Raw genomic sequence first — 15439 nt, 5'->3', positions numbered from 1 at the left:
CGTCCCTCGGGAGTTGTCCACAGGGCTGACGGGACGGCCCGGTCATGGTGAATCCTGTGAACATGTCCAGCGATCACGTGCAGTCGGCCGAGCGCTCCGCCGGCGCCTCCGAACCGCCCCCGGCCGCCGCGGAGACGCCGTATCTCGAGCTCCTGGCCCGGGGCGCGTCCGCCGATGCCTACGAGCAGCCGGTGCTGCTCGCGCGCGCCGAAGGGCGCCCGGCGGAGTGGATCGCCGCGCTCCAGCGGGCCAAGCCGCTCGCCCTGCGCGTGCGCTCGGAGCTGGAGGGACGGCGCCGCCGCGAGGCCGAGCTGTCCGCACTGTTCGAGACCGCCCACGACCTCGCCGGGCTGCGCGACCTGGACGCCGTACTCCAGGCGATCGTGCAGCGCGCCCGGTCGCTGCTGGGCACGGACGTCGCCTACCTCAGCCTGAACGACCCGGCGAGGGGCGACACCTACATGCGGGTCACCGAGGGCTCGGTCGCGGCCCGGTTCCAGCAGCTGCGGCTCGGCATGGGGGAGGGCCTCGGCGGCCTGGTCGCGCAGACCGCACGCCCCTATGTCACCGACGACTACTTCAAGGACGACCGCTTCCAGCACACCCTCACCATCGACGCCGGGGTGCGGGACGAGGGGCTCGTGGCGATCCTCGGCGTGCCGCTGACGCTCGGGCACCACGTCATCGGCGTGCTGTTCGCCGCCGACCGCCGCGCCCGGGTCTTCGAGCGGGAGCAGATCGCCCTGCTGGGCTCCTTCGCCGCCCTCGCCGCGGCCGCCATCGACACCGCCAACCTGCTCGCCGAGACCCGGTCGGCCCTCGCCGGACTGGAGCGGGCCAACGAGATCATCCAGGACCGCAGCGGCGTCATCGAGCGCGCCTCCGACGTGCACGACCGGCTCGCCGAGCTCGTCCTGCGCGGCGGCGGGGTCCACGACGTGGCCGCCGCCGTCTCCGAGGTCCTCGACGGCACGGTCGAGTTCACAGAGGCCACCGCGGCACCGGCCGAGGCCCTGGAGGCGTCCCGCGCGGAGGGCCACGCGGTGCGGCACACGGACGACTGGATCGCCGCCGTCGCCGCCGGCGGTGAACTGCTCGGCGCGCTCGTGCTGCGCGGCCATCCGGGGCTCGACCCCGTCGACCAGCGCACCCTGGAGCGTGCCGCCATGGTCACCTCCCTGCTGCTCCTGGCCCGCCGGTCCGCCGCCGAGGCCGAACAACGCGTCCGCGGTGAGCTCCTGGACGATCTGCTCGACGCCCGCGACCGCGACCCGCGCCTGCTGCGGGAGCGCGCGGCCCGCCTCCACGCCGACCTCGACGCCGTCCACGTCGTTCTGGCCGCGCGCCTGGAGGGCGACGCGCCCGACGCCGACCAGGAGGCGGACGCCCGCAGACGCCTCGCCGCCGCCGCGTCCCATCTGGCCGCGACCCGGCACGGCCTCGCCGCCGCCCGCGACGGGGGCACCGTCCTGCTGCTGCCCCTCGGACCCGGCGACACCGCCACCGAACTGGCCCGCCGCGCCGCCCGGCACCTGGGCACAGCGGTCCACGCACCGGTCACCGTCGGCGCCTCCGCACCCGCGGAGAGCCTCGCCGCCCGCCCCGACGCCGTGGCCACGGCCTACGCCGAGGCCCGGCGCTGCCTCGACGCCCTGAAACTCCTCGGCCGCTCGGGGGACGGCGCCGCCGCCGAGGACTTCGGCTTCCTGGGGCTGCTCCTGGCCGGTGACCGGGACATCCCCGGCTTCGTCGACCGCACCATCGGCCAGGTCGTCGCGTACGACCGACGGCGCGGCACCGAACTGCTGCGCACCCTCGACGCGTACTTCGCCTGCGGCATGAGCCCCGCCCGCACCAAGGACGAACTGCACGTCCATGTGAACACGGTCGCCCAGCGCCTGGAGCGCGTCGGCCGCCTCCTCGGCGACGACTGGCAGAGCCCGGCCCGCGCCCTGGAGATCCAACTCGCCCTGCGGCTGCACCGGTTGACGGCGCGGCACTGACCCCCATGGGCGGGCCCCCGCACGCGGGGACGCACGCACGGGGGCCGGTGACGGGACATCTCAGGGGGTCCGGGCGTCCGCCGCCGGTGCCGTGGTCCGGTCCGCGTCGGCGGGAGGTTCGACGTCGGCCAGGTCCCGGTGGCGGGTCTCCTTGGCCGCCGCCACCGCGATGACCGTGAGGACGGCCGCGCCGATGACGTACAGGGCGATCGGCGTGGAGCTGCCGTAGTCGGACAGCAGCGCGGTGGCGATCAGCGGCGCGGGCGCACCCGCCGCGACCGAGGCGAACTGGGCGCCGATGGACGCGCCGGAGTAGCGCATCCGCGTCGCGAACATCTCGGAGAAGAAGGCGGCCTGGGGCGCGTACATCGCCCCGTGCAGCACCAGCCCGACCGTGACGGCGAGGATCAGGTTGCCGAAGCCGCCGGTGTCGATCAGCGAGAAGAACGGGAACATCCACAGCCCGACACCGACGGCACCCATCAGATACACGGGGCGGCGGCCGATCCGGTCGGAGAGCGCGCCCCATGCCGGGATGGCGGCGAAGTGCACGGCCGAGGCGATCAGTACGGCGTTGAGCGCGGTCTGCTTGGAGACGCCGGCCGAGGTGGTGGCGTAGACGAGGATGAACGCGGTGATGACGTAGTAGCTGATGTTCTCCGCCATGCGCGCGCCCATCGCGATCAGGACGTCACGCCAGTGATGGCGCAGGACGGCGACGAGCGGCAGCTTCTCGGCGGTCGCGGCGTGGTCCGCCTTGCGGGCCTCGGCCTGCGCCAACGCCTGCTTGAAGACCGGCGATTCATCGACAGACAGACGTATCCACAAACCGACGATCACCAGCACCCCGGAGAGCAGGAACGGGATCCGCCAGCCCCAGTCGCCGAACGCTGCGTCCGACAGCACGGCGGTCAGCAGCGACAGCACACCGGTGGCGAGGAGTTGCCCCGCCGGCGCGCCGGTCTGCGGCCACGAGGCCCAGAAGCCACGCCGCCGCGCGTCCCCGTGCTCCGACACCAGCAGCACGGCACCGCCCCACTCGCCGCCGAGCGCGAAGCCCTGCACCAGCCGGAGCACGGTGAGCAGGACCGGCGCGGCCGTTCCGATGGTGGCGTGCGTCGGCAGCAGCCCGATCGCGAAGGTCGCCCCGCCCATCAGCAGCAGACTCAGCACCAGCAGCTTCTTACGCCCGAGCCGGTCGCCGTAGTGCCCGAACACCAGCGCACCGAGCGGCCGGGCGGCGAACCCGACCGCGTACGTCAGGAACGACAGCAGCGTGCCGACGAGCGGGTCCGAGTCCGGGAAGAACAGCTTGTTGAACACGAGCGCGGCGGCGGAGCCGTAGAGGAAGAAGTCGTACCACTCGATGGTCGTGCCGATGAGGCTGGCCGTGACGATGCGCTTGAGGCTGGCGGGGGGTGGGGGAGCGGTTGCGGGGGAGGGCATCGGCACCACTTCCTGGCGGTTGGCGGGGACGTTTTCGTGTCGCCATACCGTAGGAATCCGCAGGTCAGGCGCACATGTGGCGGGGCAACATAGTTCTGGGGTTGGCTATGCGTGTGGCCACCATGCCGGCTCATGGAAAGGCGGTTCAGGAGCTCGATGGCGGTCGAAACGAGTGCCGTCCGGGACGCGTAGTTCGGGGTGATTTGACGGTGCGGTGCTGACTCCCGTGCTGGTTTGGTGCTGACTAATAGCCCACGTCATCACCCGTCTTCACCTGTCCCGTGCTGACTTGGTGCTGACTACGCTGCGTTGAACTCGGTCATATGGGATCGATCGGACAGCAGCCGTCGCCTGGTCCTGCATGGAGCTGAGACCTGGGAGCACGGGGATTAGGTCTGAGGTGAGCGGAATGGTGGGCCTGTGCGTGGTGCGGCGCCCGCGAGCCAACACCGTCTGCGCGGTTGTGTGGCGCGGCAGCTCGGCTGTGCGTGCCGGAGCCGGCGACAGCTCTGGTGTCGTGACCGTCAGATGCTTGCCGTGAGTGTGCTTGTGGATTGGGGACGCATTCGGCGAACTGGCCGAGAGCCTGGGAAGCCGATCGCTCGCCAAGCATCGCCACACCCTGGTGCACCGAGGACTACCGGCTCGACGGCGCTGTCTTCGACCCGCCGGCCTCACCCGCCCACGCGCCGTACCGGACTCAGAGATGGCCCTGCTCGGTGACCCGCTCGCCGATGTAAGCCTGTTCCACTTGTTCTGGTACTGGATCGGACGGTCGCAGGAGGAGATGGTACAGGCCCGGCGGGACTGGATGTAAGGGACACGGTTCGGTGAGGTGGAAGGGGTACGACGGTGATCCGCTAGCTGCTCCAGAGCTGCCGCCGGTGCCGTTGGGGCCGCGGGGAAGAGTGCGCTGACCTGCTGGAATTCTCGCGGATCGGTGGCTGCTGAGTGGGCGGCGGCTGGGCATTGTCGGCCGCTTTTCGACTGCTCGCCGGTCGGCGGCCGAGCGGGTCGCTTGCTCGGGTCGGCGGGGTTGGCGATTCCACGGTGTAACTATCTGCGGGCAGCTGTGGCAGGACTCTTGCTGACCTGATGCTGACTTCGCTGCTGGAGAAGCTCTTCTCGCAGCTCCTCACGTCAGCTCCGGCGCGGACACCCGGTAAGCCTCAGCCGCCCGCACGCCCTGATCGGCCGCAGCGTCAGGGGATTTCTCGCTACTCCACAGCGCGGCCGATGAGTTTGTGGCTCCCGGCCGGTCCAAGCTCGTGACACCCCAGGAAAGGACACCGCCATGTCGGAGCTTCTCGTCGACTTCATCACCTCCCTCGACGGCCACGCATCGGGAGAGGGATGGCCCGGGTTCTGGGGCCTCGAGGGCGGTGCATACGCGGACGACGTCGCAATCCTCGCCGCCCGCCAGCGCGACGGAGGCGAGTGACCCGCACCGTTCACTCGATGAGAAGCGCTCAACTCTCCCGCTGCGAGAGGTCGACCGTGGCCACGGGCTGACCTCCCCCACGCTCCTTTGGGCGCAGGAGGGCAGGCGGTTGGGAGCGAGGCGTTCATTGCTCTTCCTACGCGCGGGCGTACAACCACTTGCTCGTGTCTCCGTAGGCCACCGGGGTGTTTACCGAGCGTGGGAGAGCCGCACATTCGAATGCGCCGTATCGGCCTGACCTACCTCGTACTTGCGGTTGGCGGAGCAGGCAGCGCCCTGTGGCTGGCGCACGTGTTCAAGCTCCCCGTCGCGGCCACTGCTGTGGCCTTGCTGCCCACTACGGCAGGGTTGTATCTGTCCTGGGCTGCGTTACGTTCCAGCCGGTCAGTTCCGGCGCCCCCGCCCTCGCTGGACCTTCTTGCTGATCAGCTGGCGGTGGTTGTCCGACGGCAATGGGAAGTCGAGGCCGGTGTGCGGGGACTGCACGATCCCCGTCCACTCAAAGTGATATGGACACCGGCGCCTGAGCACCTGGTCGAGGAGTGGGCTCTTCTGACGCAGACGGCGGAAGAACAACATGACGGGACGACTTCCGATCCAGCAGGGTGGGCAGCTGAGCCGGCAGAGCTTGCGGGCAGCGGTGGTCAGATCATCCCGGTCTTCCAGGATCTGGTACCGACGCGCCGGCTGGTGGTGCTGGGAGCGCCAGGTTCGGGTAAGACGATGTTGCTCGTACGGCTGCTGCTGGGACTGGCCGAGTCCCGCGCTCCGGGAGCTCCGGTGCCAGTGTTGTTCACGCTGTCGTCGTGGGATCCGCTTGAGCAAGATCTTGAGTCCTACCTGGTGCAGCGCCTGACCCAGGACTTCGAGGAGCTGGCACTTCCGAGCGCCCCGTTCAACACTCTCACCCGGGCCCGGTCCCTGCTGGCGAACCGGTTGATCCTGCCGCTACTGGACGGCTTCGACGAACTTCCCGTCAAGGTCAGGAGTGTGGCACTTGATCAGATCAACTGTGCCCTCCCATCCGGTCGACCAGTGGTCCTCTCCAGCCGCAAGGCGGAATATGCCGAGGCCGCCACTCCCAGTGCTGGGCTGCCGCGCCGCCTGGTTGGCGCGGCCGGGATCGAACTGCTCCCGCTGGGGCCCGAGGAGACAGCGGCCTATCTGCGCCGAGATGCCGGTGGACCGGGGACACCGGCCGCAGCGCGGTGGGACCGGGTACTGCAGAGCCTGGGATCGGATGGGGCGGTGGCCCAGGCGCTGGGTACGCCGTTGATGGTCTTCCTGGCTCGGACCATCTACAACCCCCGTACCGGAGAACCCCTGGACGCGGTTCCGGACCCTTCTGGCCTGCTGGACGATACGGCCTTAGGCAACCGTGCGGCTGTCGAGGGCCATCTGTTCAAGGCATTCGTGCCTGCGGCCTACCGGCCTCACCCGCGCACGCCCTCCCCTTGCTCCGCTGCGGAAGCAGAGCGACTGCTGCGATGGCTTGCCCGGCACGCGCAGGGCGTACGGTTCCCGGTGACTGACCTGGCCTGGTGGCAGTTGCACACCGCCGTGCCCCGATGGCTGTCCCTCGTGGTTGTCGGCGTCCTCGCGGCCGTGCTGGAGGCTGGTGTGACCTGGGTGTCCAACCTGCTTGTCGTGCCTCTGGCCAGCAGCGGCGAGGCGGTTATGTGGTCGACGGCGTCTTCGACTGGGATGCTCGCCGGACTCATCGGTGGGTTCGCGGGGCGCCTGCCCGGCGGCCTGGCCGGTGCCCTGACCAGCTCAGGGCAAGTGATGATCGTGGACATCGTGAACAATCCGCACGACGGCTTCACCGCCCTGCGGTGGCAGGTGCTTGCGGCTGGGCTGGTTTACGGCTTCGTCGGGGGCCTCATGGGTGAACTGACCGCCACGCTGGCGGCGAGGCGGGCCGGTGGCGAACGGCGAGCGGGGCACCGTCGACGGTGGCGGACCTGGGGCATGGTCGCCCTGGGCGCCGCAGCAGGTGCCGGATACGTGTGCGCGGGCGCACTGGATGACGACCATCCACAGCAGATGGTGTCCGTCGCTGTGGCGCTGGCCTGTCTCTTCGGACTTGCCGGCGGCCTCGCTGGGGAGCAGGGGGTGCAGGGCACGGAGACGCCGCCAGCAGCGGACATCCGTTGGTCGTGGAGCTGGGATGGTCTCCTGATCGGTCTGGGCGGGGGGATGGCAGTCATCCTGCCGGCCTTGACCGTGGACGTTGCCCACTTCGGGCTCTCCTCCGGGGTTGCGAACGCCGTCACGGGGATGACCGGGGACCTCTTTTTGGGCTCGGCGCCGTTTGTGCCGGGTGCGCTATCCGTGTACTGCCTTGCGGGCGGTATCACCTACAGCATCCAGGCAGCGACAGCGGACCTTACCCGGGCGCCAGCGCCGTTGGCGCTCCTCGACCGCGACCGGCGCACCTTCCGCAGGCTCGCCGTGGTGACTGCCCTGGCAGTGGGGCTCACCATCGGGTTCGTAGGCTGGTGTACATACTCCCCCCGGAGCACAGGATCCTCCCTTGTCTACCCGCCGAACTGGGAGTCCATCGGATGGGTCATGACCTGGCCTGAACTGGTCCGGTCCTTGGTGACCGGGACGATGGTTGGGATCGCGGCTGGCCTTGCTGTCGCATGGAACCAGACTGCCTGCGGCGGATTTGCCGTAGCGCGAGGCTACTTGGTGGTGCGGCACCGGTTTCCCTGGCGACTGATGGACTTCTTCGCTGACGCCCACGAACATCGCGGAGTACTGCGCCAGTCCGGTGCCGTGTACCAGTTTCGGCATGTCGAGCTGCAGCGGCACCTAGCAGCCCATGAACCTCGAGACGAGGCCGATCAGCGAGGCGGACGAGTGTCGCACAGCTCCTCAAGGTGATGGGCGGCGGCCGCTACTTCGAGACCCGCAATGTCACCGACTACGGGGCGGGCTCTCCGGGAAGGCTGATCACTGAAGCTCTGCAGGCCACCCGCTTCGCGCGAGCCGTCGTGGAGGACCTCGCGCCCGGCACCGATCTGCTGATCGTGTGGCGCTGGGCGCAGGGCGGACGTGCCATCACCACCTCCGATCACCACCCGCCGGTTGGATTCTTCCGGTTCGGCGTGGCCTATAGCGCTGGCAGCGATTGGGCTCGTTCTGAGGGACTGGCCGGTTCGCCCTTCCGCCGCGGACGGCGCACCGTCAATGCGCTGGTGAGGCGCGAGCCGGGGCAGAATAGCCAGGCCACCCATGACCGTGACTACGTACTGGTCGACCAACGGGTGCGGCACGAGGCCGCGGACATCATCGCGGCCGGCGCCGAGGACGCCGCCGAGCGCGCTCGCCAGACGGTCCTGGTCGCCGAACTCCGCACCCGCCCGGACCGCGACGACCGGGAGACCGCGACGGCGGATTGCCACGACTACGAGCACAGTCCCTTTACCGGGCCGGGCAAGGGCTGCCGTGCCTCGTTCCTGCTGTGCCTGGGCTGCAACAACGCCCGCATCCACCCAGGCCACCACGCGCGCCTGGCCCATCTGCACCGCACCTCAAGCGCCGCCTCAGCGAGCCGGTCTGGGCACAGGCCCTGGCCCGCGTCACCGACACCGAGCGTGATCTCATCGACTGCCTGCTGACCGGAGTGCTCGACGCGTGACCACCGCAGCCCACCACGATCCCTACATCCTGCCCCTGCCCACAACGGGCACACCCGTCGTCCTGCCGCACCCTGCCCTGCCCCTGCACGCGCACATCAACGGCCGCTACGCGGACTGGGTCTGGCCGCTGGCGGCGCTGACGGAGAACCCCAGCCGCCACAAGGCCAGCATTGGCTCTCGGCGTCATCCGCGTCCTGACGCCAACGAGGCGTCTCCGTCCAGGGCCGCCGTGTCCGCTACGTCACCGAGCGTGGCACGGGCTCCGGGGCCGTTGTCGTCCGCGGGGAAGAGCCGTTCGAACAGAGGTTCTCCTCGGCGGAGTTCTCCAGCCAGAACAGGGCGAGCACCAGACCGACCACGACGGCCAGATCGTCCCATAGTCCGGTGCTGGCAGCGGCGGCGCGGACCGCCCAGTCGGGGCCTCCGGGTGGTGCTCGGGTTCGGCGAGCACATGCAGGCTCGCCATCAGTTCCGACAGCGCGGAGGGCCCGGCCGCGAGATCCGCCGCGCCGAGCCCCCCGAGGTCGAGGACGATGCTCTCTTGTCAGCGTACGGCGCGGCTCACCGCACCGGTGCGCCCGGACCGAGCGGGATGCCGAGCAAGTACCAGGCGAAGAACAGCAGCACCCAGACCAGCAGCATGGACATGGCGATGGGCAGGGTGAAGGAGACCAGGGTGCCGATGCCGGCCTTGCGGTTGAGGGTCTGGAGGTAGCCGACACAGAGCATGAACGTGGGGCTCATCGGGGTGATGGAGTTCGTGCAGGAGTCGGCGATGCGGTAGAGGGCCATGGTGGTGGCCGGGTTGGTGCCGATCAGCATCAGCATCGGCACCAGTGCCGGGGCGACCAGGGTCCACAGGGCGGAGCCGGAGGTGATGGCGAGGTTCATCGTCGCGATCGCGGCGATCAGCAGGGTGAACAGCACCAGCGTGGGCGCGCCCAACTGCTTGAGGAAGTCCGCGCCTTCGACCGCGACGACCGTGGCGATGTTGGTCCACTTGAACAGGGCGAGGAACTGCGACACGGCGAAGAAGAGCACCAGCAGCGGCGCGATGGAGCGCACTCCGTCCGCCATGAAGCCCGGTATCGCGGCGCTCCCGCTGATCCGCCCGGTGAGCCGCCCGTACACGGCGCCGATGAGCAGGAAGAAGACGGTGAGGAAGATGGCGATGGAGTTCATGAAGGTGGACTCCACGATGGCGCCCCCTTCGCCGCGGAGCGGCGATGAGGTGGGCACCATCGCGAGCACGATCAGCCCGGCGTAGCCGAGCGCGGCCAGTCCGGTCAGCTTCAGGGCCCGCACCTCGGTGGCATTGTCGACCTCGGAGACGACCACCTGCTGTGCCGCGGCGGCTTCCAGGTCCGCGTCTGGGGTCAGGTGGTGCTCGCGCTTGGTGAGGAACTTGTCCACGACCAGGGCGATGGTGCCGGCCAGCACGAACGCCGAGACGGTGGTGAAGTACATGTTGTCCGTCGCGCGGACCACCACGTCCTTGTCGACAAGATGCGCGGCCTCGGTGGCCACGGAGGCGTAAAGCGCGTCACCGGGGGCGATCAGTGGGTTGGCGTCGCCCGCGGCGTTGATGGAGACAAACGCGACGATCATGCCGAGCATGGGGGAGCGGCCCACGGCGCGGAAGGCCACCGCGCCGAGCGGGATGAGGACCACGTACGCGGACTCGGAAATGAACTTCCCCAGCACGCCGCCCAGAGCCACGCCCAGGACGACCGTGCGGGGGGACACGCCCGACAGCATGCGGCGGGCCAGTGCTTCGAAGAGTCCCGAACGCTCGGCGACCGCGACGCCGAGCATCACCGTCAGCATGACGCCGAGCGGGCCGAAGTTGACGAAGGACTCCTGGGCTCCGCTGATCAGGTCCCGCACGGCGTTCGCCGACAGGGCGCTGTTCACGCCGACCATGTCACCCGAGGCCGGGTCCCTGACCTGTAGGCCGGAGGCGTTCAGGGCCCAGCTGACGCAGGCGACCACCCCGCCCAGGATCCAGAACAGCCAGAACGGATGCGGCAGTGCGTTGCCCGCGCGCTCGATCAGGTTCAGGAGCCGGGAGCCACGGCCCCCCTCGCCGGGCTCGGTGACCTGCACCTCCTCGGCGCGGGTGTCAGGTCTGCTCATGGGGGCCTCCTGTGAGGATTGTGGAAAGGAGGGCAGGGCGCGGTTACGCCGCGAGTAGTGCGAAACGGGACCGAGAGCCGCGCACGATTCCGATGCGATGACACGCGGCGATCCTGTGTTGCGCTGGACCGTAGGCCGCGTGTCCGTTCCCGTCACCGTCTGGCGGAACGGTTGACCTGATGAGGTCAAGTGATCGCCATGACGTGAGCCACTACTTAGCGTCACGGAGGTGACCATCTACGACACATCCCAGGCCTGCCGACCGGAACCCCTCCAGGACGGCGCCCTGTGGCGCCGCACCCTGCGCATCCCCATGCGGGACGGCATCCATCTCGCCACCGACCTGTACTCCGCCTCACCCGAGCCTGAGACGACCGCACTTCCCGTGCTCCTTGAACGCACCCCGTACGGCCGGCGCGTGCATCGCCCTTCGGACCCCGACCGCAGCGGCGCGCCGCCCCCGCAGCCGCAGGACATCGCCCGGCACTTCACCGGAGCCGGTTACCACTTCGTACGGCAGGACTGCCGGGGCCGCGGCGACTCCGAGGGAACGTTCGTGAAGTACCTCGGCGAGGGTCCGGACGGGGCGGACACCATCGCCTGGCTCAGGAACCAGCCGTGGTGTGACGGCAGGGTCGTGATGTCCGGGTGTTCCTACTTGGCCCACGTCCAGGCAGCCGCAGCCGCCGAAGGAGCGCCGGGGCTGGCCGCCATGTTCCAGCACTCGGGCGGTTTCTCCTCCGCGTATGACGCCGGGATGCGGATGGGCGGCGCCTTCGAGCTGAAGCAGGTGACATGGGCACTGCTGCGGGCGACGCAGAGCCCGGAGGCGGCTGCGAATCCGGTGCTGGCCGAGGAACTGAGGCGGGTGGACGTGAAGGGCTGGTTCGGTGCGATGCCGTGGCGGCCGGGCTGCACACCGCTGCGGCACCTGCCGGCGTACGAGGACTATCTGCTGGAGCAGTGGCGGCAGGACACCTTCGGGGACTACCACCGCAACCCGGCACTCTACGGGCGAGGCTTCTACGAGCGCTTCCCGGACGCGCCGAGCATGCACATGGGCAGCTGGTACGACCCCTACGTCCGCTCCACCATCGAGAACTTCACCACCCTGCAGGAAATGAAGTCGGCACCCTCCTACCTGGTCATGGGCCCGTGGACACACGGGGCGCACAGCAAGTGGTACGCCGGAGACGTGGACTTCGGTCCGAGGGCGACACTGGAGGGCAACCTCGCCCCGTCGTACCAGGAGTTCAGCCGCCGCTGGTTCGACCGGGCGCTGGGCCGGGAAGACGAGGAGAATCCGGAGAGCGCAGACATCCCCGCAGTTCAGTACTTTCTGATGGGCGGCGGCGACGGCCGACGGGATGCGGCAGGGAGGATGCGGCACGGCGGCGCATGGCGCGCCGACACTCAGTGGCCGCCGGCGTCGACGGCCCCCGTAGCCCTGTACCTCACCACCGACGGCGCCCTCACCACCGCCCCGCCCATCGCGGCCGTCGCGTCGGTGACCTACGACTTCGACCCGCGCCACCCGGTCCCCACCATGGGAGGCCAAGTCACCTCGGGCGAGCCGGTGATGGCGCGGGGGGCATACGACCAGGACACCCCGGACGCCCGGGTGTTCGGGGCGCGCGAGCCGTACCTGCCGCTGTACTCCCGCCCGGACGTGATCAGCCTGAGCACCCCGCCACTCGAACGGGACGTGGTGCTGGCCGGCCCGGTGTCGGCAACGCTCTACATCTCCACCACGGCCCCGGACACCGACTTCACCATCAAGCTGATCGACGTCCACCCGCCCAACGCCGACTACCCGCACGGCTTCGCCATGAACCTCACCGACGGCATCGTCCGCTGCCGCTTCCACCGTTCCTACGAGAGGCCGGAGTTGCTCATTCCGGGCGAGGTGTACGAGATGGAAGTCATCGCTCCCGACACGGCAAACACGTTCGCCGCCGGTCACCGCATCCGGCTCGACGTGTCTTCCAGCAACTTCCCCCGCTTCGACGTCAACACCAACACCGGCGAACCGGAGGCAGCAGCCCGCCGCACCGCCATAGCCGTGAACACCGTGCACATGGATGCCGAGCATCCCTCCCACCTGCGAGTGTGGCTGGAGGGAGGAGCGGACGCGCTCGCGTAGCCGGACGGCAGTGTGGCCCGCGGGCTGACCCGGGGACCAGCTGGGTCGACCGGATCGGTAGGGGGAGCCTTGCGTGGCTGGACGGCTTCAGGTGCCTGCGCATCCACAGAAGAGACGTGCTCGCGTGCTGGATGTGACGCGGACCGCCGAGGAGATGGCGGAGGCGGTGGTCCCGAGGTTCGCCGACTTCGTCAGCGTCGATCTGCTGGAGTCGGTCGTACGGGGGGGAGGACGAGCCGCCGGGTACCGCCCCTTGGCGTCCACCTCACGTTGGGTCATGTCGCACAAATCAGCGACGTCAACACTGGAACGCGTCCGACCTCAGGCTGAGCCTCGATCCATCGATCGATGACGGACTGCGGCAGGGCCTGGCGCAGAGAGGTGCCCGCTGAGCCCACGAGCTCCGACTGGAACCGGGGTCCCGCCCCGCCGAAGTGTCCGGCACACGACTGCTCCGGGTGAACAGCCTGCACCATCAGGCAATCGCCCGCACCGCCCCGGCACTGGGGGTGGCCGCAGAGCCGACGACGCGTCGTGGAAGCCGTCGAGTCAACCGACCCCGCCCGGTGGATCGTCGGCGTCCAGTACCACCCCGAGGAGTTGACCGACCAACCGGGCGCACCGCTGGCTCTTCGACGACTTCGTCTCCGCCTTCGCCCAGTACGCGGCCACCCGGACGCAGATCCAGGAACAGCCCGAAAGGAAACCCGCCACATGACGAACTCCGACCCCGGGGCGGCCGAACGGCGCGAACGCATCCTGCGTGCCGCCGTACGGCAACGCCTCATCGAGCCCGACCGCGCCGTCCTGGCCGCCTTCGTCGACCTCGACGGCGTCGCGATGAGCGTCGCGGCGCTGCGTGCGGCGTTTCCCGACGAAGTGAATGTCCTGCACACCTTCGCGGCGAAGGCGAACTGCCTGGTCCCCGTGCTGGAGGAATTGCGCAGCCTCGGCATGGGCTGCGAAGTGGCCAGTCCCGGCGAGCTCGCCCAGGCCCTGGCCGCCGGGTTCGCGCCGGAGCAGATCGTCTACGACTCACCGGCCAAGACCCGCTTGGACCTGACGCAGGCCCTTGAGTTGGGAGTCGCGGTGAACGCGGACAACTTCCAGGAACTCGCCCGCATCGACGAGATCCTCACAGCCCGCCCCTCCGCCTCCCGCATAGGCGTGCGCGTCAATCCTCAGGTTGGCAGCGGTGGAATCGCCGAGATGAGCACAGCCACCTCGACCTCCAAGTTCGGCATCCCACTGGACGACGACGGAAGCAGGCAACGTCTCCTGGACGCGTACCGCGCCCGCCCCTGGCTGACGTGGGTCCACGCCCACGTCGGGTCGCAGGGCTGCCCGCTGGAACTCATCGCCCAGGGCATCGCCAAGACCGTGGCCTTCGCCGAGGAAGTCAACACCCTGCTCGGCCGACGCCAGGTGACCGTCATCGACATAGGCGGCGGGCTCCCCGTCAACTTCCTCGACGACGAGACCACGCCAGGCTTCGACACATACGTGAAGTGTCTTCAGACCCACGCACCCGCCCTGCTCACCGGCGAGTACCAGGTGGTCACCGAGTTCGGACGGTCCCTCCTGGCCAAGAACGGATTCACCGCCGCCCGCGTGGAATACACCAAGACCGCCGGAGGACGCCCGATCGCCATCACCCACGCCGGCGCCAACGTGGCCACCCGCACGGTGTTCATGCCCTCGTCCTGGCCTCTGCGGATTACTGCCCATGGCCCCGACGGGAGCCGCAAAGCAGGGGAACCGGTGCCCCAGGACATCGCCGGTCCATGCTGTTTCGCCGGCGACCTGCTCGCACGGGACCGCCGGCTGCCCATGCTCGCCCCAGGCGACATCGTCGCGCTCCTCGACACCGGCGCGTACTACTCCTCCACCCCCTTCCACTACAACAGCCTGCCCGACCCCGCCGTCCACGGAGTTCGCATCGACTCCCAAGGGAACGTCGAGTTCCTGCCTCTGCGGCCTGCGGAGACCATCGAGCACGTCGTCGCACGAACCGGGAGGTGATCTCCGGCGAGCCAGGCCCGCGGGAGGTGATTTCCGGCGCGCCAGGGGAGTCGCCGACGCGCGCCTGTCCCTCGTGATCACGGGCGGGCAGCGTGGGGACTCCCCGCAGTTCGATCCTGCCTTAAGGGCGATCTCTGTGCCCCGCATCGGGGCGGGCAGACCCCGCACCCGGCCCCACCGCGTGCGCGCCGGGCCAGGCCGGCCAGTCCGCTGTCCTAGCCCCGCCCGACCGCGCGGGCCTTCCATCCGCCCGCATGGCGGTAGAGCTCCACCGCCACGGCTTCAGTCTCCGTCCTGTGAAAGCCGGTGGTACGAAGGTCAGCCGGGTGACGGAGGGCTGAGTGTGGGCCGGCCCTCGGGATCGACACTGACGACGACGGCTACGTTGCTGACGCTCTCGGGAACCAGGCCCAGCTCAGCAGTAACGGTGTCCCCGTTGACACGTACCCCCTCCTGGAAGGGGTGGTTGCAGAAGACCAGGTCATCGTCGCCCCGCACCCAGCCGCTGTTGGTGAGGAGTACCGCGGATACATACACGGGCACACGCCTCTGTGGGCATGCCGACATCACCGTCCCAAGGGCGGACCGCAGTGACGCA

General features: G+C 69.5%; 9 protein-coding genes and 3 pseudogenes. 8 read left to right on the top strand and 4 right to left on the bottom strand.

The window, feature by feature from the left end; all coding sequences use genetic code 11:
- Positions 1–62 precede the first annotated feature (62 nt).
- On the top strand, positions 63–2003 hold the full coding sequence (locus ABFX81_RS20460; RefSeq protein ID WP_346138458.1) for a helix-turn-helix domain-containing protein: 1941 nt from the start codon (positions 63–65) through the stop codon (positions 2001–2003).
- A 60-nt stretch (positions 2004–2063) separates the two neighbouring features.
- Here the strand turns inward: ABFX81_RS20460 and ABFX81_RS20455 are convergent, their stop codons facing one another.
- Positions 2064–3449 (bottom strand): MFS transporter, encoded by a 1386-nt coding sequence (locus ABFX81_RS20455; RefSeq protein ID WP_346138457.1) that lies wholly within the window; start codon positions 3447–3449, stop codon positions 2064–2066.
- A gap of 751 nt (positions 3450–4200) precedes the next feature.
- On the opposite strand from ABFX81_RS20455, the pseudogene ABFX81_RS20450 reads away from it, so the two are divergent.
- The 4 genes and pseudogenes from ABFX81_RS20450 to ABFX81_RS20435 all read left to right on the top strand — a co-directional run.
- Positions 4201–4366, top strand: a pseudogene (locus ABFX81_RS20450) (pirin family protein); the annotation flags it as partial.
- Between the two features lie 377 nt (positions 4367–4743).
- Positions 4744–4839, top strand: a pseudogene (locus ABFX81_RS20445) (dihydrofolate reductase family protein); the annotation flags it as partial.
- Between the two features lie 270 nt (positions 4840–5109).
- On the top strand, positions 5110–7782 hold the full coding sequence (locus ABFX81_RS20440) for an NACHT domain-containing protein (RefSeq protein WP_346138456.1): 2673 nt from the start codon (positions 5110–5112) through the stop codon (positions 7780–7782).
- Positions 7782–8519 carry a hypothetical protein gene (locus ABFX81_RS20435; RefSeq protein WP_346138455.1) on the top strand — a complete coding sequence of 246 codons (738 nt, stop codon included), beginning with the start codon at positions 7782–7784 and terminating at the stop codon, positions 8517–8519. Before ABFX81_RS20440 ends, ABFX81_RS20435 begins: the two co-directional genes overlap by 1 nt.
- Positions 8520–8781: 262 nt before the next feature.
- Here ABFX81_RS20435 and ABFX81_RS20430 read toward each other — a convergent pair whose 3' ends face one another.
- Complete coding sequence (locus ABFX81_RS20430; RefSeq protein ID WP_346138600.1) at positions 8782–9075, bottom strand: DUF5937 family protein; 294 nt, start codon at positions 9073–9075, stop codon at positions 8782–8784.
- A gap of 26 nt (positions 9076–9101) precedes the next feature.
- Entirely contained in the window at positions 9102–10676 is a 1575-nt protein-coding gene (locus tag ABFX81_RS20425) for an AbgT family transporter (protein ID WP_346138454.1), read from the bottom strand.
- A 229-nt stretch (positions 10677–10905) separates the two neighbouring features.
- Between ABFX81_RS20425 and ABFX81_RS20420 the strand changes: the two genes are divergently transcribed.
- The 3 genes and pseudogenes from ABFX81_RS20420 (at position 10906) to ABFX81_RS20415 (ending at position 14841) form a co-directional block, all read left to right on the top strand.
- The gene (locus tag ABFX81_RS20420) at positions 10906–12819 is read left to right on the top strand and encodes a CocE/NonD family hydrolase (RefSeq protein WP_346138453.1); all 1914 of its coding nucleotides are present in this window, start codon (positions 10906–10908) and stop codon (positions 12817–12819) included.
- 407 nt (positions 12820–13226) lie between these two features.
- Positions 13227–13325, top strand: a pseudogene (locus ABFX81_RS42225) (gamma-glutamyl-gamma-aminobutyrate hydrolase family protein); the annotation flags it as partial.
- Positions 13326–13533: 208 nt separating this feature from the next.
- Positions 13534–14841, top strand: a complete 1308-nt coding sequence (locus ABFX81_RS20415) for a type III PLP-dependent enzyme domain-containing protein (protein ID WP_346138452.1) — start codon at positions 13534–13536, stop codon at positions 14839–14841.
- 318 nt (positions 14842–15159) lie between these two features.
- On the opposite strand, the gene ABFX81_RS20405 is transcribed toward ABFX81_RS20415, so the two are convergent.
- The gene (locus ABFX81_RS20405) at positions 15160–15378 is read right to left on the bottom strand and encodes a TerD family protein (RefSeq protein WP_346138451.1); all 219 of its coding nucleotides are present in this window, start codon (positions 15376–15378) and stop codon (positions 15160–15162) included.
- Positions 15379–15439 lie beyond the last annotated feature (61 nt).

The organism is Streptomyces coeruleofuscus (assembly GCF_039532725.1).
GTDB classification, from domain to species: domain Bacteria; phylum Actinomycetota; class Actinomycetes; order Streptomycetales; family Streptomycetaceae; genus Streptomyces; species Streptomyces coeruleofuscus.
The sequence above is the reverse complement of the archived record's forward strand: the minus strand, read 5'-3'. Positions and strand labels throughout refer to the sequence as shown.